17 protein-coding genes are annotated in these 21,243 nt (G+C 34.8%); 9 read left to right on the top strand and 8 right to left on the bottom strand.

The window, feature by feature from the left end; genetic code table 11:
* Positions 1–39: 39 nt before the first annotated feature.
* The 5 genes from Q0794_RS12400 to Q0794_RS12380 all read right to left on the bottom strand — a co-directional run bounded on the left by Q0794_RS12400 (position 40) and on the right by Q0794_RS12380 (position 3,671).
* Positions 40–639 carry an ACP phosphodiesterase gene (locus tag Q0794_RS12400; RefSeq protein WP_298942328.1) on the bottom strand — a complete coding sequence of 200 codons (600 nt, stop codon included), beginning with the start codon at positions 637–639 and terminating at the stop codon, positions 40–42.
* A 12-nt stretch (positions 640–651) separates the two neighbouring features.
* Complete coding sequence (locus Q0794_RS12395; protein ID WP_298942326.1) at positions 652–1,533, bottom strand: DMT family transporter; 882 nt, start codon at positions 1,531–1,533, stop codon at positions 652–654.
* A 156-nt stretch (positions 1,534–1,689) separates the two neighbouring features.
* Positions 1,690–2,181: a GNAT family N-acetyltransferase gene (locus tag Q0794_RS12390; protein WP_298942325.1), complete on the bottom strand. Its 492-nt coding sequence runs from the start codon at positions 2,179–2,181 to the stop codon at positions 1,690–1,692.
* A gap of 62 nt (positions 2,182–2,243) precedes the next feature.
* Entirely contained in the window at positions 2,244–3,023 is a 780-nt protein-coding gene (locus tag Q0794_RS12385; protein ID WP_298942323.1) for a hypothetical protein, read from the bottom strand.
* 111 nt (positions 3,024–3,134) lie between these two features.
* The gene (locus tag Q0794_RS12380) at positions 3,135–3,671 is read right to left on the bottom strand and encodes an XRE family transcriptional regulator (protein ID WP_298942322.1); all 537 of its coding nucleotides are present in this window, start codon (positions 3,669–3,671) and stop codon (positions 3,135–3,137) included.
* A gap of 69 nt (positions 3,672–3,740) precedes the next feature.
* On the opposite strand from Q0794_RS12380, the gene Q0794_RS12375 reads away from it, so the two are divergent.
* Positions 3,741–4,940 carry a benzoate/H(+) symporter BenE family transporter gene (locus Q0794_RS12375; protein WP_298942320.1) on the top strand — a complete coding sequence of 400 codons (1,200 nt, stop codon included), beginning with the start codon at positions 3,741–3,743 and terminating at the stop codon, positions 4,938–4,940.
* Here Q0794_RS12375 and Q0794_RS12370 read toward each other — a convergent pair.
* Positions 4,937–6,136: a methyltransferase gene (locus Q0794_RS12370; RefSeq protein ID WP_298942318.1), complete on the bottom strand. Its 1,200-nt coding sequence runs from the start codon at positions 6,134–6,136 to the stop codon at positions 4,937–4,939. The two genes, Q0794_RS12375 and Q0794_RS12370, sit on opposite strands and share 4 nt — an antisense overlap.
* 635 nt (positions 6,137–6,771) lie before the next feature.
* On the opposite strand from Q0794_RS12370, the gene Q0794_RS12365 reads away from it, so the two are divergent.
* The gene (locus Q0794_RS12365; RefSeq protein WP_298942316.1) at positions 6,772–7,323 is read left to right on the top strand and encodes a PEP-CTERM sorting domain-containing protein; all 552 of its coding nucleotides are present in this window, start codon (positions 6,772–6,774) and stop codon (positions 7,321–7,323) included.
* 122 nt (positions 7,324–7,445) lie between these two features.
* Here the strand turns inward: Q0794_RS12365 and Q0794_RS12360 are convergent, their stop codons facing one another.
* Together Q0794_RS12360 and Q0794_RS12355 are read right to left on the bottom strand one after the other, a co-directional pair.
* Positions 7,446–7,637 carry a hypothetical protein gene (locus tag Q0794_RS12360; protein ID WP_298942314.1) on the bottom strand — a complete coding sequence of 64 codons (192 nt, stop codon included), beginning with the start codon at positions 7,635–7,637 and terminating at the stop codon, positions 7,446–7,448.
* Between the two features lie 55 nt (positions 7,638–7,692).
* Positions 7,693–8,346 carry a hypothetical protein gene (locus Q0794_RS12355; protein ID WP_298942312.1) on the bottom strand — a complete coding sequence of 218 codons (654 nt, stop codon included), beginning with the start codon at positions 8,344–8,346 and terminating at the stop codon, positions 7,693–7,695.
* A 1,186-nt stretch (positions 8,347–9,532) separates the two neighbouring features.
* Between Q0794_RS12355 and Q0794_RS12350 the strand changes: the two genes are divergently transcribed.
* From Q0794_RS12350 to Q0794_RS12320, 7 genes are all read left to right on the top strand, one after another.
* Positions 9,533–10,813 (top strand): sodium:proton antiporter, encoded by a 1,281-nt coding sequence (locus Q0794_RS12350; protein WP_298942310.1) that lies wholly within the window; start codon positions 9,533–9,535, stop codon positions 10,811–10,813.
* Between the two features lie 508 nt (positions 10,814–11,321).
* Positions 11,322–13,709 carry an HD domain-containing phosphohydrolase gene (locus Q0794_RS12345; protein ID WP_298942308.1) on the top strand — a complete coding sequence of 796 codons (2,388 nt, stop codon included), beginning with the start codon at positions 11,322–11,324 and terminating at the stop codon, positions 13,707–13,709.
* Positions 13,710–13,779: 70 nt separating this feature from the next.
* The gene (locus Q0794_RS12340) at positions 13,780–15,570 is read left to right on the top strand and encodes an ABC transporter ATP-binding protein (protein WP_298942306.1); all 1,791 of its coding nucleotides are present in this window, start codon (positions 13,780–13,782) and stop codon (positions 15,568–15,570) included.
* A 109-nt stretch (positions 15,571–15,679) separates the two neighbouring features.
* Positions 15,680–16,153 (top strand): GreA/GreB family elongation factor, encoded by a 474-nt coding sequence (locus Q0794_RS12335; RefSeq protein WP_298942304.1) that lies wholly within the window; start codon positions 15,680–15,682, stop codon positions 16,151–16,153.
* 238 nt (positions 16,154–16,391) lie between these two features.
* Positions 16,392–17,783 carry an aminotransferase class V-fold PLP-dependent enzyme gene (locus Q0794_RS12330; RefSeq protein ID WP_298942302.1) on the top strand — a complete coding sequence of 464 codons (1,392 nt, stop codon included), beginning with the start codon at positions 16,392–16,394 and terminating at the stop codon, positions 17,781–17,783.
* Between the two features lie 123 nt (positions 17,784–17,906).
* Positions 17,907–18,833, top strand: a complete 927-nt coding sequence (locus Q0794_RS12325; protein WP_298942301.1) for a transporter substrate-binding domain-containing protein — start codon at positions 17,907–17,909, stop codon at positions 18,831–18,833.
* An 8-nt stretch (positions 18,834–18,841) separates the two neighbouring features.
* A complete protein-coding gene (locus tag Q0794_RS12320; RefSeq protein ID WP_298942299.1) occupies positions 18,842–21,184 on the top strand; it encodes an EAL domain-containing protein in 2,343 nt (780 codons plus the stop codon).
* Positions 21,185–21,243: the final 59 nt, after the last annotated feature.

The following is a 21,243-nucleotide window of genomic DNA, read 5'->3' as shown; positions in this document are numbered from 1 at the left end:
CCAAATTTAACATCCCCACGTTAAAAAGTAAGTACTCACTTACCTTAATAAATCTACAAATCCTGCACTTTCTTTTAGCACATCTGCATATAAAGCAAAAAATACGACACTCAGGTCTGCATAATTATCTTTCAACACTTTTCCTGTTTCAGCTAAAGGCGCCATTCGCTCGCTTCGTGTTGCCATACGTTTTAAAGCATACTCAATATTTTCTATCTTTTGATAGGATTCAAGCCACTTATCTTGCCAAACCCAACCGTTAATTCGTTCAAAACGTTCTGGTAAAATAACGTCACTCGCTTGCGTTTCATTAGCAATTTTTTGTTCTGCTAATTGGCAAAATTCAGCTAAGGTTGAATCATTAAAGGTTGTCCAATGCCGCGCCAAAAAATGGTCCCAGAACATATCGAGTGCAATCGGTGCGTAACGACGCAATGCTTTAGGGAATAATAACTTAGCAGCGAGCACTTGCGGATGCTTATCCGTAAAGCTATCAACATAACGATGTAGACGAATACCTTGTACTATTTCTTTAGGAAACTGCCCATCTGGATTACCTTTAACAAAGTCCCCTAAAAAATTACCACTAAAGCTCGTATTAGTAGAAGCCGCGATATGTAAATGTGCAAGATAGTTCATAATGGCCTTACGCTATTGAGTTTGTATATTTTGGTTAACGTTAACATGGCGTTTACTGATGACGATACCTGCAAACACAACAAAAATACTGGCCCATTGCCAAAGCGTTAATATTTCATTTAATAGCAATGCCGATAATAATAAAGCAAAAATCGGTACTAAATTAGAATAAGCAGCGGCCGTTAATACTGATGTTTTCGCTAATCCATAGTTATACATCCCATAGGCTCCCAACGTCACTGCAGATCCTAAGTAAACAATATTCATTAATGCATTAATATCATGTTGCGGGGGTAATTCAATAAACAATAAAAAAGGAGCAAAAAAGACCGTACCAGAGAAACCTTGTAACGCAATTAAGGACAAAGCAGAGTATCGATTTAATAAATGTTTCATGCTCACAACATAAAAAGCAGCACAAACCATCGCCAAAAATTCTAATGTATTGCCTAACAAAGGATTAGGGGCGTGACCGGTATTAGGAGAGACGACGCTTAGCAAGACACTTCCTGTAATACAAAGACTAAACCCAATAATGATCTGTTTACTCAGCTTTTCTTGGATTAAGAAAAATGCAAACAAAGCGACCATTAACGGTAAACAAGAGACGATAACCCCAGCTTGTGAAGCAGAGGTATATTGCATAGCGTAACCTTCAAACAAGAAATATAAACACGGCTCTGCTAATGACATCACCAATAACCACTTCCAGTCACCCTGCTGATATTCAAAACGCTTTATCCAACGCCATAAACATAAACAAATGAGAAGTGTGATTAACATCCGTAAAAAAATAACAAAAGACGGAGGATAAATATCAATCGCCGCTTTCAAAGCAACAAAGGAACTACCCCATAAAAAAGTAGCGATTAAAAAGCAGAGTCCTGCAGGCATAGGTTATCTCTAAAAAACAATTAAGAGCGGTAAAATGATGAATGTAAAACTACTTTTAGTTTTTATCATCACTTCAAAAGAAGACTATTAATAGGTGTTAAGTAATAGACGTAAAGTAATAGGTATTAAAGTTTTTATTAGAAGGTATAACACCCATTATTCTATTTCTTGATGATAAAGCACAAACCCTCTAGCTTGGTAGTTAGCTAATGCGCTAGGATGATCCAAACTGCACGTATGTACCCAAACTCGCTTAGCATTGCAAATAGTCCAAGCTTGTTGAATCGCATAAGTTAATAAATAGCCACCAAAACCTTTACCAATGAAGGCAGGAGCTAATCCAAAATATTTAATTTCAACTTCCTGTTCAGCACTGATTTCTAATTCAAAATAACCAGCAATAGCACCTTGATAATAAGCGACCCAAGTACGCAAATTATCGCTTTCAGCATAAGCTCTCCAATCATCATCAGATTCGTTTAACTTATCCAGCCACTGCCATTGTTCACCGACTAAAGAATATAAAAAACGATTAAAGCGATATTCTTTGATGATGGCCTCGGAAATAGTTAAGCCATCAACTTTTGGTTTTTCATTAAGTTGTTCTGCTTGGTTCATTTCTAAATAATAGATAGTTGTCTGACTCATTCTGTTTCCTTATTAACACCATCTCAGCTATAACTTTAACCTTATAACAATACATTTATGAGCTAATGAGTTGTCGCTTTTTCATATAACGCTTTAAAACCTTTAGCACTAAACACAAAACTTTCTTCACCCGTATAAGGCTTTAATTTAACTACTGTATTATTCATGAATTGATCAAGTACAAAGTCATTACCTTCTTCTGTATCGGCATAAAAGGCCACTATTTTATCTTTACATAAAAGAGTGAATTTAACTAAATCATCATTGACATACATAGGCACTGACTGAGATTTCTGAAGTGATTCATCTTCACATCCTTTTTCGGCACTTGCTTGAAAGAACACACTCAAATGTTGGTATGATCCTCTGCCTAATACCGCCACTAATGATCCGCTAACGACTTCCTTGGTAATAATCATTTTCTGTTTTTTATTAATATACCAACCTTTACTGTCTTCCACTTTAGCTTGGATAGAAATGTTATCTAAATACTTAGGCATATCATCAACATAAATATCTACCGCTCTTGCAAAGTTTTTCCAACGCTCTTTTACAGGCACATAATAATAAGCCAAATCGATAGCTTGACCATTAACGGTCAATTCCCACAAGCCTTTGTAATTAGCATCTTGTATTGCAACCTGGTCAATAATAATATTTTGAGGCAGTACATCACCACATGGACTACATAACTTTTGAATAATATGGATATTTTCAGTTTGTAAAAGCTGCAAAGCCGCATTCGCTTCTTTCTTGCTAATTCGTTGAGCTTGATCAGCATAAGCAATCGTAAAAACAGTGCATCCAAGAAACACGACCAACAAACGTTTGATGATATTCATTAATTTTTTGAACCTTATTTTATAAGCAATTTATTTTTAAGAAATTGTTTTGTAAGTAACTTTCTCTGTTAAGGATTTTATATATTGAGTTTTTATATTAGGCTTTTTATATTAAGAATAGTGAATAATATTGAAAAAACGTAAAGGGATATCTCCAGTATTACGATAAATATGAGGCTGATCCGCATTAAACTTAGCTTTTTCGCCTGTATTCAATGCCTTCCATTGTCCACCAGCAAAATATTCCATGCAACCACTAGTGACGACAACATGCTCTATAACACCTATTTGATGAGCCTCTGAATGTTGCTCATGGCCCACTGCAAAATATAACTCAAACATCTCAATACCTGTCTTTGGGTCATACTCAAAAATAGTTTCAATACTGATAATTTGATCTTGGCTAAAACCTTTAGTATGAACGTCTAAGGGACTTTTTTGACCTAAGAAATCTGATAAAGGCAGCTCAAAACCTGTCGCTATTTTCCACAACTTAGCAATGGTTGGGCTAGATTCACCTCGCTCTATTTGCCCCAGCATTGCTTTAGAAACACCACAGTTTTTACTTGTTATGTCTAAACTCCAACCTTTATTTGCTCGAATTTTTTTAAGCTGTGTAGCCACAGTTTTATTAATTGAATCAGACATACTTACCTTGTGCGTTATAACAGTCAGTGTTAACTTTGTTTTTTGTACGTTAAAACGCACAGGGGTATTATGAAAACTCTTTTACAACAGGTCAACTCAATAATTGCTGCAATGAGTGCAGGCTTAGTCGCAGTGATCGTCGGATTTTCTAGTTCAATAGCATTAATATATCAATTAGTGATTAATCTAGGCGGTGACAGCCACCTTGTAGCAAGCTGGCTTCTCGCACTAGGTATTAGTATGGGAGTTTTAAGTATTTTGCTTTCATACCTTTATCGTATTCCAATACTCATTGCTTGGTCTACACCTGGCGCTGCATTACTGATTGCCAACGTACAAGGGTTTGACCTCAACCAAGCCGTCGGAGGATTTATTGTCTGTGCAGTATTGTTGTTTATTTTCCCATTATTAATGCCATTGGATAAGCTATTTAAATGGTTACCTACACAACTTGCTTCAGCCATGTTGGCCGGTATTTTATTAAAGTTTGGTTTTTCTGTTTTTGAACAAATGGAGCTGCAACCTCTTTTAATTATTAGTATGTTTATTAGTTATTTATTAGCGAAAAGGTTTATACCACAATGGACGTTGTTGATTGTCATCGCAGTTTCAGTGATCCTAGCTTGGCAGTTACAATTGATTGAAAGTAAAGTGATTGAATGGCAATGGAGTGAGTGGCAGTTTATTCAGCCAACATTTTCATGGTCAATTATTGTCGGAGTGAGCCTGCCTTTATTCATTGTCACTACTGCAGCTCAAAACTTACCAGGCATAGCCATGTTACAAAGTTTTGGTTATCAGGCTCCTATTAAACGCATTTTATCGCTAACTGGTTTGTTTAATATTATCGTAGCCCCTTTTGGTGGTTATGCACTCAACCTAGCAGCCATTAGTGCTTCAATCTGTATGACTGAAGATGTACATAAAGAGGCTAATAAACGCTATTGGGCGAGTATTTGGGCTGGTATTTTTTATATTACTTTAGGATTATTAGCTGCCTATATTATTGCTTGGTTCGCCCTATTACCAGAATCTTTAATATTAGCCTTAGCGGGTATTGCGTTATTTGGCACCATTACTCATAGCTTACAGCAAAGTGTTAATAGTGAATCTAAACCCACTAATGAAGCCGCAGTGATCACTTTACTCATTACAGCATCTCCGATTGCCTTATGGGGGTTAAGTTCAGTGATATGGGGCGTTATTGGAGGGTTATTGGTTTTATTATTCAGTCAATTAAAATTTAAAAAAATACCATTAAAAAGCTAACGAGACGCCTGAATTAAAAGATTACGAGGGGTAATATTCGCATCGCAAAACCTAGATATTTTCACTTGATAACCCGCCTCTTGCAAGCTTAAGGCACGATCATAAATTAACCATAATTCTAAAGGTCGACGGAAGAATTGTGACACTAACTCACTACGCCTTAAGCGATTAAAACGCACTTGACCTTGTGCTAAATACACCGATAAATCGGTTGGTAATTCAATATCCAATTGTTTATAGGCTGTAACCCATTCAGCAAAATCTCTAAAGTTATTAGATAAAAGTGTTTTAGGAAAACTGGGAACGGTTAAGTAAGCCTCTGTTTGTAAAAGTTCTTTTTGCAAACAATCAAAGCTTAAACGCCACCAAACTTCTTGATCATTTAATTGTGTTTGCCTTTCTCCAGACGTACTTTGTTGCGCCACTGCTAACTTTAAGTCTTGCTTACTTAAAGTGATTGATGACAACAATTGGCTTTGTTGTAAAGCATAAGACGACACCGCTTGGTAATTGTCATGTTCAGTCAAATGGTAGCAACATGGACTTATGGTTACTTTTTCTGTTAATGCTTTTTTAACACCATTAATAAGATGTACATGTAAATCGCCACAAGCATGCAAAGCAACAACATGTTGTTTTTTGCTAAGTAATTGGCTCGCTTCTCCCAACAATACGTTAGATACAAAAAAAGGTTGTGATATAGATTGTTGTTGAGCTAACTGTAAACCTTGGTTGCATAGCTCATCATTCCATTCCACCGCACTGATTTCATTTTTTGTTTTATAATGGATCAATCTCCCTAAATGCCCTTTACCTGCACACCACTCTAAAATAGGAAGAGTTCCCTCTATATAATTAGAAAATTGATCCACTTGCACCCATTTTCGTCCTTTAATTCCTTTTTTTAACCAAAAGGGAGCATCGATATGATTGTTCAACAAGTTGCTTTTAATATCAAAGAGCGAGTCGCTTATATTTAATAGTTCAGGAATAAATTGCTTTAATAAGGGATATAACGAGGCAGGGTTTTGCTGATAACTCAGTAATTTATTATCATCAATACTATGTAAAAAGTTAATTAATGCGTTATTGCCAGAAAAGGACGGATAATCATTTAAAATAAAAGCGTTATAATGCCAATATTGCTTGGTTGCTGTTAAATAGTGATCAATCTTATCAAAATTATGTTTTAACACATGACATCCCACCAAAGCTTCAAAAAATAAGTTTAAGTTTTTAAAAGCTGTTTAAATACAAACTTTATTGCCGAATAGTATTAGTGTTCATTCTATACAAAAATGAATAAATAACCTCGATAATAAAATGATGTTCTGAGTTTAAGTATTATAAGTGGATGGTAATCGACTATAAATTTTTATTTAACAGAAATAAAAAAACACTTTAAATCAATCAATTAAAACTAAAATCGCAAATTTAAATGACAATAAAATAGACTATCCCCAATTAGATATCGAAAAACCTTACACTAAATAAAATAAAAAAATATCTTTTAAATATAAAATTTAAACTAACTAAAATTAGTTATAAACAAAAGATCAATGAAAAACAAACACATTAAAAAACAAACACTTACAAAAAAAATCATTCTTTCCTTAAATAAGTTAATACTTAAAGCCTTAACTACAAATTTATTTATACGCAAAAAATACCGTTGAATAATTTTACAACTCAAATAAAACATCAAATATAAAGCACTATAAACACATAAAAAAATACAGTAAGCCATTGAAAAATAACAACTTTAAAAGTTGGCACATTACATGCAAATTACTATATATGGAATTATCCATTTATACGAAGGAGAGAATATATGAAAAAAATTATTACACTAATCACTAGTTCATTTTTACTTTTTTTAGCAACCAGCTCCGCTTATGCAACACCTATTGAAGGCGTTATTCGATTCACTGGTTCTGCAGCAGTAGTTGGTACATACCCAACAATTAGTTCAATTTCCTTTACTGATACTTATGTTAGTCCAACTGATGCAAATGTTACAGGGGATTTTGATGGTTTAGAAGGATGGGCTGCAACATTCACTGACTATACTTTCGGAGATTCTTTACCTTATGTGCTTTGGGCAGTAGATTCTTTTACATTCACAGCAACTAATTTTTCAATTGATAGCCTTACTCCATCGCTAGGTGGTGGATTAACAGGTACAATTTCTGGTTCAGGATTCCTTACAAGTACAGACCCTCTATTAGATACTACTAGTGGATTATGGGCTATTACTGGTGAGTTATTAAATGGACAAGTAAACTTTTCCGCAACGACCGTTCCTGCTCCAGCTGGTGCAGCATTATTAGGTTTATCTTTATTAGGTTTTGGTTTCGCTCGTCGTAACAAAAAAGCTAAGTAAGGCACTTTTCTTTATAAACTGAATAATTCTATAAAGCCTAACAGTCATTTTGATTGTTAGGTTTTTTATATCAACGTTGGTTAGTATTAAATATTGATTAAGAAACACGTACTCAACATTCCTTACTTTTTATCATTAACTTTTGTAGTCTCTTTATTCTTTATTTCGCATGCTTTATCTTTATTAGACTCATCATTATCTGATGACATTGGATCGCTACAACAACTGCCAAAGTGAACGCCATCTAACCATTGTTGCAATTCTTCTTCGCTCGGTTTGTTCGTTTTATTTATTTGTTCTTTTTTATCAGTCATCTCTTTTCCTTTAAAATAAAAAGATTGTTTATCATAGCTCCTTTATTAGAGCCTCTTAAATACCAATGCTATCTAGTATTTCTAAGAAAACATCTTCTCGAGTTTTAGGGGTTAAATTCGGATACAAACGACATAAGCGGATTGCTTGGCTAAACTTCTTTTTGCCTAATACACTCAAGACTCTTGTAAATAATGCTTCATCTAAGAAAAATGTTTTAACGGCATGTGTTACTGCATCATCTAAAGAGACGTATTGCACTCCATCAAACTCAAAACTTTCATTATCGTTATCCACTTCTAATAACTCATTATTAATAACCAGCGGCCAACCTTGATAATTAATACGTGCTTGCATCATTTCAAACATAGGCCATGCGCTACGCTTAAAACCCTCAAATGCACTACCTTCCAACTCTGACTCTTCTAATTCTTGTTTCGTCCAATTAGAGCCGATACTAAGTACTTTTTGATGTTTGGTAACAAGTGCTTGTTTAACAGCATCACGATAACTGTAAATAGAAGGAAATGCGGAACGTTTTACGATATTTGCACACTCTTTACAGCTAGGTAAACTCAGTGCTTGGTGATCTAAGATATTAATTTCGTATTCATGCTTAGGGAACTTAATTTTTTTATCGCTTGGCTCACCACAAAACCAACAAGTATTGCGATAGTTAAAAGGAACTTCGACAGCAGAGAAAGTGGCCATATTATTTACCCGTAAAAAGAGCTAAGGGTACGTTTTGAATCACTAATAATCAATGTTCTAATTTCTCGACATATATAAAAATGAATATGGAGGGTCTACTTAATCGTCGATCTGATCGCAGTAATAGAGAATTGTTTACAGGATCTAGTGATGAAGCTTAAAAGTCGTTTGTAGTGGTCTAATAAAATTTTTCTAATACGTAAAAACAGGAAAGGGCAGCCTAAGCTGCCCTCATTTAGTCACACTATCAAATCCATGATAGAAGTTGCTCCATGCAATAAATCCATTTGACTACTGCCATACTAGGCATCCTCTTCCCAAATCCTTTGAGCTTCTTCCTTGTTTCATATCCTTATCCGATAAACATCCAGTTTATCAATCCAACAACCTGCTGGCTTCTTCCATGACACATCCATATTTAATAAACATCCAGCTTATTAACTGCTCCCTATCCTTGGAAGGTGTCCTTATTACGTCCTGTAATGTCTTCCGTGCTTTTCCTTAACGATAAACATCCTGCTTATCTAAACTCCATTAACCCTTGAAGTGTCCTTATTACGTCCTGTAATATCTTCCTTGCTTTTCCTTAACGATAAACATCCTGCTTATCTAACTCCAATCCTTGAAGTGTCCTTTTATCATCCTGATAGGATAAGTAATCCCTATTTACCCTTTAACAACATCCCGTTGTTTGCTGATTTACATCCTATAAATCATCTACTGTCCTTGTTTGCGGAAGAGATAATACGATGCATTTATTAAATAAAATCCAATAAATAGGAAATATATCGTTGACCAAGTGAACAAAAAAAAACTTACTAATTACTTTCAACAGCTTAGAGATCACTTTTCTTTTTTTTATGTCAGAAATGAGTGATTTAAAGTGAGGATCTACTACGTTGCCAATAGTCGATCTCGCACAAAACAAAATTGCCCTAAATTTAAGATTGAAACAAACAGGTAAGGATTGTTGATCCAGTTCACAAAGAGGTAGTTAAAATATGATGAAAATAGAAAAATAAAAACTGACTATATGGTTATTTTGTAAATAATCGCTGATCAATTAAAGATGCCATCAATAATGCTCAAAAAACAAACAGAAAGCTTATAAAAGAATGAACTAAGCATGGTATTTGATACAATTTCGCATTATATTCACACTTTCTTTATACCTCAGGTTATTACTATGACAGTTTATGCCACCTTTTGTTTCCTCGCTGCAGCAGCAATGTTAATTACATTCGTTAATAGTAAATTAGGTAAATGGCAAAATACCATTGCTATCACCGCAGGATCGTTATTATTATCACTGATTATTGTTATTGCAGGTAAAAATGGTTTTACTCAATTACGAGAAATCGCCGTTACTCAACTTACTGAAATAGACTTTGAACACTTCTTATTAAATGGTTTATTAGGTTTCTTATTATTTGCAGGTGGTTTAGGCATTAAGCTAGAAAGCTTAAAAGACCAAAAATGGGAAATTACTGTACTTGCTTTAGCAGCCACACTTTTCTCCACCTTCTTTGTCGGCTTTGTGTTGTATTATATTTGCCAACTTATCAACCTACCTCTCGATCTCATTTATTGTTTATTATTTGGCTCATTAATATCTCCTACCGACCCTATTGCTGTATTAGCAATTGTTAAAAAGCTAGATGCTCCCAAACGAATATCGACTCAAATTGAAGGCGAGTCTTTATTCAATGATGGTTTTGGATTAGTTATTTTTGTTACTTTATTTAATATCGCATTTTCTGGGCAACCATTAACGGTAGAAAGTGTTTCGATGTTGTTTCTACATGAAGCTATTGGCGGTATTGTTTATGGCTTTGCACTTGGGCTATTGTTCCATTACCTAATAAGCGCAACAAATGATCATGCAATGGAGCTATTACTTACTATTGGCGTGCCTACGGCTGGATACGTATTTGGTGAAATGATTGGCGTATCTGCGCCTCTTGCTATGGTTGTTGCTGGTATTATGATTGGTAATTGGACCAGAAAAAATGGATTCTCTAAAGAAAGTAAAGCGCAGTTAGACCACTTTTGGGAATTAGTTGATGAATTCTTAAATGGTATATTGTTCCTATTAATTGGCTTAAGTATGTTGCAATTCAGTTTTTATAAAGAGGATTGGATTATCATGCTTATTGCCATTCCTTTAGTGTTGTTAGCGCGTTATTTAAGTGTTCGTTTAGCTTATGTTGGTTTTAACCGATTCCGTAGCTATAACCCATATTCAGTGCGAATTTTAACTTGGGGTGGCTTACGTGGCGGACTTGCTTTAGCAATGGCAATGGCAGTCCCTGCCGGCGTATGGGTGTTACCTGAAAAAAATATTGATGTTCGAGAAATCATCTTAGTCATGACTTATGGCGTTGTATTATTTTCAATACTTGTCCAAGGTTCTAGTATCGTGCCATTAATCAATAAAGCGAAAGATTGGCAAAATAAAAACGAATAATTGATAATAATTGATTACTCGTTAATACCCAGGTTATTTTATTAAAAATAGCCTGGTATTTATTCCTGCCATTAAATTCAAAAAAGTAACTAAAAGGATTAATACTCTCAGTTTATCAATTGTCATTTTTTCTTTTCAAACTTTCAAAAACAGTAAAGCCTCCTTATTACCGTTCAATATTCATTGTTGAATAGAAAAAACCACCTTTCAAGCAATATCAACAACACTTAAATTTACACTCAATTCTGCACTCCAAAGTATCTAAATTAAACACACAAGATATGAAATTAATACGAACAAAAACAGATATTGTTGGTCGAATAAGAAGCAATGTATTAGCAATCATCACTTTCAATATTAGATACGACAATATAAACGTTTAAGTTAGCTCAAATAGATAAAGAAAGACGTTATTTTTAGTGCGGTACCATGACTAAAATGACTAACTACAAACACTAATTTGAAAATATTACATAATAAATAACATCATAAATTTTCAGGATGAATCATGTCTACAAAGACAAAAAAAACAACGCGCTCAATCCGTTTTACCTTAATCAGAGCTTTTATCTTTATTTGCCTTCTGATGACAACAATAACCGTCGCTCTACAATATTATGTTAGCCAATCGACAGCCCAAAAATCGGCTTTAGCGCTTTATGATACGAAAGCTAATGTTATTAGTAATAAGATAAAGCAGGCCGATCAAATAGCTAACCATTACAGCATACTGCTTTCTAAATTTAATAAGCTACTCGTTAATCAAAAGATCCATCCTGACGCATTACAATTATTTGCTAATGTAATGGTAGAAAATCCATCATACGACTCAATTTCTCTTGGTTTTGAAAACGGCAACTTACAACAGTTAAGACATTTAAATAATGCAAAAAATGCTCAGAGCTTAGCCGACGCTGAATCCGCTAAATGGTTGCTTGTCTCGGTTTCAGAACAAGGAAACCAAAAAATACGTCAATACACTTATTTTGACGATACATTTAATGTTATTAGCCAGCGTGAAGAAGAGAATAATGAAAATATTGTCAACCTCCCTTGGTATAAAGATGCAAAGATATTAACCAGTAATAAATCTAATGTTTTTTCTTTAACGAATTCAAGTTCATTAAAACAAACATACTCGATCAAAGTACCGAATACGCAAACCGTATTAGCCATCGATGTCACGTTAAACTCACTTTCAAATAACCTACAAATAATTAATGACAAGAACCAAAACTCATTACTCGATGAAATCTACTTATATAACGGTGCGGGTCAGTTATTAGGTTCAAACCAACCAATAGAACGCACGACTCATACCAATAAGTTATCTCACATTCCTTATCCTGTATTAAGCGAGATGGCTCAGCATCACACAAGCATGAACAAACTGAATAGTGTGACCATTAACGATAAACCTTACTATGTTTATATTGCTGAAGTGGATGATAAAACCACTACCAATAGCTATTTAGCTATTTTAGTCGCGAAAGAAACACTGCTCCTTCCAAGTATCAAAACATCGATACAAATTACAGCGTTCAGCTTAGCCTTGTTACTCATTCTCTCATGGTGTTTTTCTTCGCCTTTAACCAAAGCAATTAAAGGATTATTAAATGAAGTCAAAAGAGTAAAAGGGAAAGACTATAAACAATTACAACAGGTTGTAAGTAGAGTCACTGAACTGAAAGAGTTAAATAACTCAATGATTGAAATGAGCCAATCAATTGAAGATTATCAAATCCAACAAAAACAGATGACAGAACTCTTTATTAAACAAATTGCACAAGCAATTGACGAGAAGTCGCCTTATACCTTCGGGCACGCTAACAGAGCTCCAGAATTAGGAATGATGCTAGCCAAAGCAAGTTTAAAATCTGATTTACCTGCTTTTGAACAAGCCAATGAAGTGATGCTAAGCGAATTCACTAGTAATGCATGGTCATACCATTACGGAAAACTCACAACAGCTCAACAAGTGACAAGTAAAAGCACTAAATTAGAAGCCAATTATAACCGTATCCATGAAATTAGAATGCGTTTTGAAATACTATGGCGAGATGCTGAAATTACTTATTTTAAAGAAAGTAGAAGTAATCCAGAACAAAATAAACCACTTAAAGAAACATTAATTAAACAACAATTACAGCTAATGCGAGACTTTGGATTTGTTGCTAAAGCTAACCTAGGTGATACCACGATGTCTGAACAAGATACGCTCCGATTACATAAAATTGGTGCACAAACTTGGTTACGTTATTTTGATGATAGATTGGGTTTATCATCTATTGAAAAACTTAGATTAACAGATAAAAAACAAAAGCTACCCGCACAAGAAACACTATTAAGCGATAAAAAAGAACATATTATTAAACGCAACAATATCACTCAAGTCGATTCAGGTATAAAAATAGAAGTCGCAGATCACCTTTATAATTTTGGTGAATTATATAATTTATCGATCCCTAAAGGGACATTAACAATAGAAGATAAATTTGAAATAAACCAAAGTACTCTTAGTACAATCAACTTGTTAAAAGCATTACCGACAACTCATAAACAAGTCATTAAAGTCCGAGATCTATCCGCTTATCATCCTGTATTAAAACAGGTAAGCTGCCCTTCTGATTCAAGTAATCCAGACTTTTCTATAACCTCAAAAATTTTGCTTATGACAGATATTTTTGAAACCTTAACGTCGGTTAAAACACCTCAACAAAAGGTCGAATCATTGAGTACTGCGATTGACGTTTTACATCAATTAGCCATAGATCAAGTGATTGACATGAACCTATTTAAATTATTTCTAAGCAGTAAAATTTATATAAAATATGCAAATAAGTTTTTATATGAGATTCAGTTCGATGATGTTGATATCAGTAAATATTTAAATTAGTTGATAAAAATAGAATATTAACCAAGATTAAGTACAATTCGCTTACTATCAAATAAGCATGGTTTTCATATTGAGCGATACACCTACGATAAATTGGTCTTGGTTAATTACACAAGCAAAGCAGCATAAGAAGCGCCTTATTACAGCCAATTTTATCGCGATATTGGCCACGCTAGTCAGTGTGCCTATTCCATTATTAATGCCGTTGATGGTCGATGAAATTCTATTAAAGCAACCAGCTTCAGGCGTTGCATTTATTAATCAGTTTATTTCCGAACAATGGCAACAACCCGCTAATTACATTATCTTTATATTCATAACCGTACTTGTCATGCGCATAGCAAGCCAATTGCTTGGCATTCTCCAAAGTCGTCAATTCACCTTAGTATCGAAAACCATTACCTGTAATATTCGTAAGCAACTGCTTGATAAAATTGGACGTATTAGCATTCGCCAATATGAAACGCGCGGTAGTGGCGGTATTAACTCTCATCTCATTACTGATATTGAAACTATCGATGGCTTTATTGGCAGCACCTTAAGTCGCTTCATCGTTAGCTTTTTCACGGTATTAGGCACGGCTTTCATTTTATTATGGATTGACTGGCGATTAGGCTTATTTATCTTATTGGTCAATCCCCTCGTTGTTTATTGTTCACGTAAATTAGGAAGCCGTGTTAAACACCTTAAAAAAAATGAAAACCAAGCCTTTGAATCATTTCAGAATCGTTTAATTGAAACGCTTGACGGGATCTATCAATTACGGGCTTCAAATCGAGAAAAAGCCTTTTTAAATGATCTTAAAGGCCAAGCAGATGAAATTCGTAGCAGCGCAGATAAATATGCATGGCAAAGTGAAGCTGCAGGTCGGTTTTCATTTTTACTCTTTTTATTAGGCTTTGAATTATTCAGAGCTGTTGCCATGTTAATGGTACTTTTTAGTGACCTGAGTATTGGGCAAATTTTTGCTGTATTTGGTTACCTATGGTTTATGTTGTCTCCAATGCAAGAGTTGCTGAATATTCAGTTCTCTTGGTATAGCGCTTCGGCAGCCTTAAAACGCATCAACACGCTGATGCACCTTGAAGAAGATGAGCGATCAGTTAATAAAGTAAATCCTTTCTTACAAAAACAAGCTATTGAAGTACGTATCGACAATATTAACTTTGCTTATGATGATGAAACACAAGTCCTTAACGATTTAAGTTTAACGATTCCTGCGGGTAAAAAAATTGCTTTAGTCGGGGCTAGCGGCAGTGGTAAATCAACACTCATTCAATTATTAATTGGTGTTTATAAAGCCAATAGTGGCAGTATTTTATTTAATGGTGAGAACAGCAATGATATTGGTTTCGATGTCATACGAGATCATATTTCTGTGGTATTGCAACAACCCGTGTTATTTAACGACACATTACGTCAGAATTTATCACTTGGATTAGACTATACAGATCAACAGTTATGGCATGCCCTAGACGTCGCGCAACTTAACGATGTGAGCAAAAAACTCACAGACGGATTAGATACACCGTTAGGACGCCAGGGTTTACGTTTATCTGGCGGACAACGACAACGCGTCGCCATCGCGAGAATGGTACTGACCGATCCACAATTAGTTATTTTAGACGAAGCCACTTCTGCATTAGATACACAAACAGAAAGTACATTACATACTGCACTCACCAGTTTCCTTGCAGATCGCACCACTTTAATTATCGCCCATCGACTATCTGCTGTTAAACAAGCTGATAATATCTATGTATTAGAAGAGGGAAAAGTAAGCCAATCAGGAACCCACCAAGATTTACTCGCTCAAGATGGCCTATATCAAACCTTATATGGCGGACTACAACATAATTGAGGTTAATTAAGCTAAGCTATTAAATAAAGTCATTAAGCTTGATTCAAAGTAGAGAGTTACTGATAATGCACGCCCACTAACATTAGAACTGAAACTGTGAATAAGTAATATGAATAAAATTCAGCTACACCAACAACTAATGACCCATTTACAGTCTCTTTTAAATAATGCAAAAGCAGCGGCTAAACGTGCCCATGAAACAGCAACAAGCGAAGAAAATGTAGCTGAAAATAAATACGACACATTAGCTTTAGAAGCGGCTTATTTAGCACAAGGTCAATCGCAACGAGTGACACAATGTCAGGCAGATATTGATGCTTGTATCAGTCTACCTCTTAATAAATCAACAACAGGGGGGCTTGGTGCGTTAGTGGTATTAGTAAACGAACTTGATGAAGCAAAATATCTATTAATTTGCCCCGTTGCAGGTGGCGTAAAATTAAAATGGGAACAACACACTGTTCTAGTCATTACTCCTGAGTCACCTATTGGAGCGGCTTTATTAAATCAACAAACCGATGATCAAGTTAGTATTACTATCAATAACAAAAAACAACACTTTGAGATCCTACAAATCATTTAACTAATGGCGCTTATTATAGAGATATAGCGCTTATCATTTAATCGTTTTAGCGTTAGTCATTAGTAAGTTCTACACCGAATAATAAATTTGAACTCCCCTACTTTATACAACCCACTTAAATTTAAACCATATAAAACAAACAATTAAAATCCTTAACTTCAAATATATCTGAAAAAAGTTAAGGATTTTTATCAAAGATCCTCTATTCTTGTCTTTCATCTAACATAAAGGACTTAACATGATTGAAGAAAAAGGTATTTCACCGGATCGTAGACATTTTTTAAAAGTATCAACAGGGATCGCAGCTGCTGGATTAACTGCAAGTTTATTACCAACACAAGCAAGTGCTAAATCAAAACATAACAAACACCAAAATAAAGAAAAAAAGTTATGGAATAAAGTACAGAAAGAGTTTGTGTTAGATAAAAAAACAACTTACATGAACATTGGTACGACGGGTTCTATGCCTAAAGATATCTTAAAAAATTACAAAGAGAACAACCAAAGTGTTGCAGAAAATCCATGGGATATGCAAAACAAGTTTGGTGAATGGCCTTATGTAACAGAGATGACCACGAGTATCGCTGAAGGGTTTGGTGCAAATGCTGACGAAATTATATTAAACCGTAATACAACCGATGGTATGTGTAGCATCATTAACGGACTACACTTTGAATCTGGTGATGTGATACTCACAACACATCATGAGCATGTCGCTGCTAATTCACCTTTATATATTGTCGCGGCTCGTTATGGTGTAGAAGTTGTTTATTTAGATATCCCAGTGGATACCGGTGATAACAGCATTACCGAACAACAATTTGTAGACTTATTTACTGAAGCTGCCAATGAATATGCCGGCAGAGTACGTTTAATTACCTTTTCTCATATTACTTACAAAACAGGGACGCGCTTACCTGCTAAACGTATTTGCCAAGAAGTCGCGATTCCGAATCAAATACCCACGCTTATTGACGGTGCACATGGCATCGGCATGTTAGATCTAGACTTCCATGATATCGGTTGTGACTTTTATACTGGAGCAGGACATAAGTGGCAATGTGGTCCAGGTGCAACAGGAATATTATTTGTATTAAACAGTGCACAACGATTAGACGAATATTGGTCTGATCGAGAAAACCCACTATGGTTTATTAATTCATCGTTAGGCCATGCTGATTATTTAGGTACACAATTACAATTTCAATATATTGGTAACGATAACTATCCTGCGAAACAAGCATTAACAGATGCATGCGCGATGTGGGATGAGATTGGACGAGATGTCATTGAAGCGCGCGTTTTATCACTCAGTAAACTATGTAAACAACAAATAAAAGCAAGCTTTCCAAAGGCAGCAATATATTCACCAGATATTGATGAGCTAGCCAGTGCTATTACTAGTTTCAACCCATTTAGTGATGTTAATGACTTAGACACATTAACAGAGTTTAGAGATCGATTACGCGAAGAAACTGGATTTATTATTCGTACTACGGACTTTAAAATACTGCAAAGTGATACCGAAGATACGCATGCATTAAGAATTTCAACTCACTTATTCCATGATGAAAATAACGTCAATGGTTTAGTCGAAGCAATGCTTAATATTTATAATGACATGGTATAAAACCACCTAATATAAATTCAATACCTCGGCCACTTAACAATAAGTGGCCTTTAGTTTTAATCAATTATAGGTATAATCGTGGCACCCTTAATAATAACCACCTTATGATAAGGAGTCTTTATTATGGTCATGCCAAAATACAGACATCTAACAAACACCATCCTATTACTTTTACTTTGCTTTTTTAGTAACCTCAGTCATGCCCGAGATTTAGCCGATGTTAAAGCAGATGGTGTATTGCGTCACATAGGGATCCCTTACGCTAACTTTGTTATGATTTACGAAGAGGACAATAAAACCGTAGTCAATGGTTTTGACATTGAGTTAATGAAAGGCTTTGCCAAGCATTTGGGCGTCAAATATGAATATGTCAGAGCAAGTTGGTCTAATGCATTTACCCTATTAACTGGACGTAATGCTCATTATTCTAATACCGGTCTCATCAGAGGACATGTCACTCATGACATTAAAGGCGATCTCCTTGCGAGCGGCACAACAATATTGCCATGGCGCACTGAGGTTGTTGATTTTTCAAATGATTATTTCCCATCTGCTGTTTGGTTAATGGCAAGAACAGACTCATCACTCAAGCCAATAACCCCTTCAGGATCTGTCATTCAAGACATTATTGCTGTAAAAAAAGCACTTGAAGGCCATAGTGTGTTAGCGATGAAACAAACCTGTATTGACCCAGATTTATATAATTTATACGATACGGATGCAAAGATAATACTACCTGTCACAGAGTTAAAATTAAGTGAAATGATACCCGCCATATTGAATAACGATGCAGAGAGTACATTACTTGATGTACCAGATATTTTAATTGGGTTACAAAAATGGCCAGGTGAGACAAAAGTTATCGGCCCAATTTCAGAAGATCAAAAGATGGGCGTTGGTTTCCGTAAAGATTCGCCAGAATTACGTAAAGCTTTCAATCAATACCTAAAAGGTATGCAGCAAAGCGGCCAATACAATGTACTAGTGAAAAAGTATTATCCCTCTGTCTTTAATTTCTATCCCGACTTCTTCAAGATTGAGAATAAATAAGGATGATTATGCGACCTTGGTTTACCAGTAAAAATGCCATTGTTATTGCTAGTATAATGCTTGCAGGGTATTTGCTGTTAATATTAACGGTTACTAATATCGGACAAAAGAAGTTAGAAGAATCTAGATACAATGAATTACATTTAAAAGTAAATCATTATGCAGAATTATTAAGCAATTATTTTGAACTTGCAAAGCGTAACTTAAATATCGTCTCCACAGATAAAACAATAACGACCTTTTTTGCAAATAAGCACTCCGGTATGTCGATGACCTACGGACTACGCGCCAGCTTATTTAACGTAGAGGAACTCATCCAACAGCAAGTTGAGTCAGGAGAGAAAAAATTAAATCCTATTTTTTCTCGTATTTCACTATTAGCATTAGATGGCTCAATCATTGCCGATAGTGAACAGTATAAAAATGAATCAACATTCGATAACTCCAATATCAATATATTAGATTTAAAAACGGTAGATCAAAAACTGCTCATCAACGATAGCAAAGAAGAAATAAGTATTCGTTTATCCACCATTGTTTATTTCAATTATCAACCGATTGCCATACTCATCGCAGAGTTTAATAAAGCACTTATTATTTCCCTCGTAACAGCTCAAGAATATGAAGGGAGTGGTAGCCATATAGCCTTAAGAAGTCAGTATGGAGACTTATTTATTTGGGACTCTTTAACGCATTCTAAGAAACATAATCATGAATATACTAGCAATGATTATCAACATATTTTTAATTTAAAGGCTGAGATTATAGATACACCTTTTGTATTAGAAGCTTGGTTTGAAAGCATTAATAGCACAGAATTATTTACCTCTAAATGGTTTGTTTTAGTTATTTCTTTATTGGCTATTCCAGTCTTTTTAACGCTATATTATTTATTTTATATCGACCGAAAAAATACACTTCTTAATACAAAAATAGCCAATTCAACTAAACGCCGAAAAGAACTATCGATACATAATGAGTTATTAGAAGAAGAGATAAAAAAACGTAAACTGTCGGAAGAAAAATTAGCCTACCAAGCAACACATGACTCCTTAACAGGTTTACCTAACCGAAGTTATAGCTTACAAAAATTAAACTTTGCGATAGATTGCTGTGAACGCAGTAATAAAAAAGTATTACTAATGTATATAGATTTAGATAATTTTAAACAAATCAACGATACATTAGGTCATGCTGCAGGTGACAAAATACTACAAGAAACAAGTAAACGACTGCTTAATATCTTCCGAAAAACAGATACTGTTGCACGTTTAAGTGGCGATGAATTCATGGTGGTTATCCATGAATTAGAAGACTTAGAAAAAGCATCTCAATTAGCCTATAAAGTGCTTCATTTATTTAATAAACCCTTTCAAATGGATAAACATCTTTTACATACATCAACTAGCATTGGCTTAGCCATCTATCCAAATGATGCTAATACTGCTGAAGCATTATTAAAAAATGCTGATATGGCATTGTATAAAGTAAAAGGTAATGGGCGTAATAACTTTAATTTCTATGAATCTAAAATGAATGATGAGGTAAACCGTAAAGTAACGATTAATATTCGTCTACATAAGGCAATTAAAGAAAAAACACTAGAAATGTATTACCAACCTTTAATCGACCTGAGTACGCAGAAAATTATAGGCGCTGAGGCATTAATGCGCTGGACAGATAGTGAGCTTGGTTTTGTTCCACCAGATGAATTTATCGCCATTGCAGAGCAAAACAATCTCATAGAGCAATTAGGTAGTTTTGCTTTACATACTGCGGCTGAGCAAGCAGCCAAATGGCAGACGATCACCCCTTTACAAATGGCCGTTAACTTTTCTAGCGTACAATTTAGAAATTGTGAAAAATTATTAGCAGAAATTCAACAAGTATTATTAGAAACTGGTCTGCCAGCAAATAAGTTAGATGTAGAAGTAACAGAAAGCTTGTTGATTAATCAAGAAGGCGAGTTATTTGATATGTTGAAATCTCTACGTGACATGGGGGTTGAGTTAAGTATTGATGATTTTGGTACTGGCTATTCTGCGCTAAGCTACTTACAAAAGTTTTCTTTCACTAAGCTAAAAATTGATCGCGCTTTCATTATGAACTTAATTAATAATAAAGCAGATCAATCACTGGTTACCGCTATCATTGCAATGGCTAAAGCACTTAATTTAAAAGTGGTTGCAGAAGGAATTGAAGAAGACGCTCAAAAACAATTCCTCAGTGATATTAATTGTGAATATGGACAAGGCTATTTATTTAGCCGACCTGTGACAGCAGATAAATTTGAAGCATTGTTACGCGAACAAGCAGATTCAGACAGTGCGTTAATCCAATACACTATATAAGCACTCACTCGATATAAAATGAATACAGTATCAAGCTTTAATATATTCAGTATTAAAGC

This window comes from uncultured Psychromonas sp. (assembly GCF_947489755.1).
Lineage (GTDB): Bacteria > Pseudomonadota > Gammaproteobacteria > Enterobacterales > Psychromonadaceae > Psychromonas.
The sequence above is the reverse complement of the archived record's forward strand: the minus strand, read 5'-3'. Positions and strand labels throughout refer to the sequence as shown.

What these genes read in the sequence shown, in the direction of transcription:
- Q0794_RS12395 (WP_298942326.1), bottom strand. Translation starts at nt 1,533, where the DNA reads ATGCCTGCAGGACTCTGCTTTTTAATCGCTACTTTTTTATGGGGTAGT.
- Q0794_RS12345 (WP_298942308.1), top strand. Translation starts at nt 11,322, where the DNA reads ATGTCTACAAAGACAAAAAAAACAACGCGCTCAATCCGTTTTACCTTA.
- Q0794_RS12400 (WP_298942328.1), bottom strand. Translation starts at nt 639, where the DNA reads ATGAACTATCTTGCACATTTACATATCGCGGCTTCTACTAATACGAGC.
- Q0794_RS12385 (WP_298942323.1), bottom strand. Translation starts at nt 3,023, where the DNA reads ATGAATATCATCAAACGTTTGTTGGTCGTGTTTCTTGGATGCACTGTT.
- Q0794_RS12350 (WP_298942310.1), top strand. Translation starts at nt 9,533, where the DNA reads ATGACAGTTTATGCCACCTTTTGTTTCCTCGCTGCAGCAGCAATGTTA.
- Q0794_RS12330 (WP_298942302.1), top strand. Translation starts at nt 16,392, where the DNA reads ATGATTGAAGAAAAAGGTATTTCACCGGATCGTAGACATTTTTTAAAA.
- Q0794_RS12355 (WP_298942312.1), bottom strand. Translation starts at nt 8,346, where the DNA reads ATGGCCACTTTCTCTGCTGTCGAAGTTCCTTTTAACTATCGCAATACT.
- Q0794_RS12375 (WP_298942320.1), top strand. Translation starts at nt 3,741, where the DNA reads ATGAAAACTCTTTTACAACAGGTCAACTCAATAATTGCTGCAATGAGT.
- Q0794_RS12335 (WP_298942304.1), top strand. Translation starts at nt 15,680, where the DNA reads ATGAATAAAATTCAGCTACACCAACAACTAATGACCCATTTACAGTCT.
- Q0794_RS12390 (WP_298942325.1), bottom strand. Translation starts at nt 2,181, where the DNA reads ATGAGTCAGACAACTATCTATTATTTAGAAATGAACCAAGCAGAACAA.
- Q0794_RS12325 (WP_298942301.1), top strand. Translation starts at nt 17,907, where the DNA reads ATGGTCATGCCAAAATACAGACATCTAACAAACACCATCCTATTACTT.
- Q0794_RS12360 (WP_298942314.1), bottom strand. Translation starts at nt 7,637, where the DNA reads ATGACTGATAAAAAAGAACAAATAAATAAAACGAACAAACCGAGCGAA.
- Q0794_RS12365 (WP_298942316.1), top strand. Translation starts at nt 6,772, where the DNA reads ATGAAAAAAATTATTACACTAATCACTAGTTCATTTTTACTTTTTTTA.
- Q0794_RS12320 (WP_298942299.1), top strand. Translation starts at nt 18,842, where the DNA reads ATGCGACCTTGGTTTACCAGTAAAAATGCCATTGTTATTGCTAGTATA.
- Q0794_RS12380 (WP_298942322.1), bottom strand. Translation starts at nt 3,671, where the DNA reads ATGTCTGATTCAATTAATAAAACTGTGGCTACACAGCTTAAAAAAATT.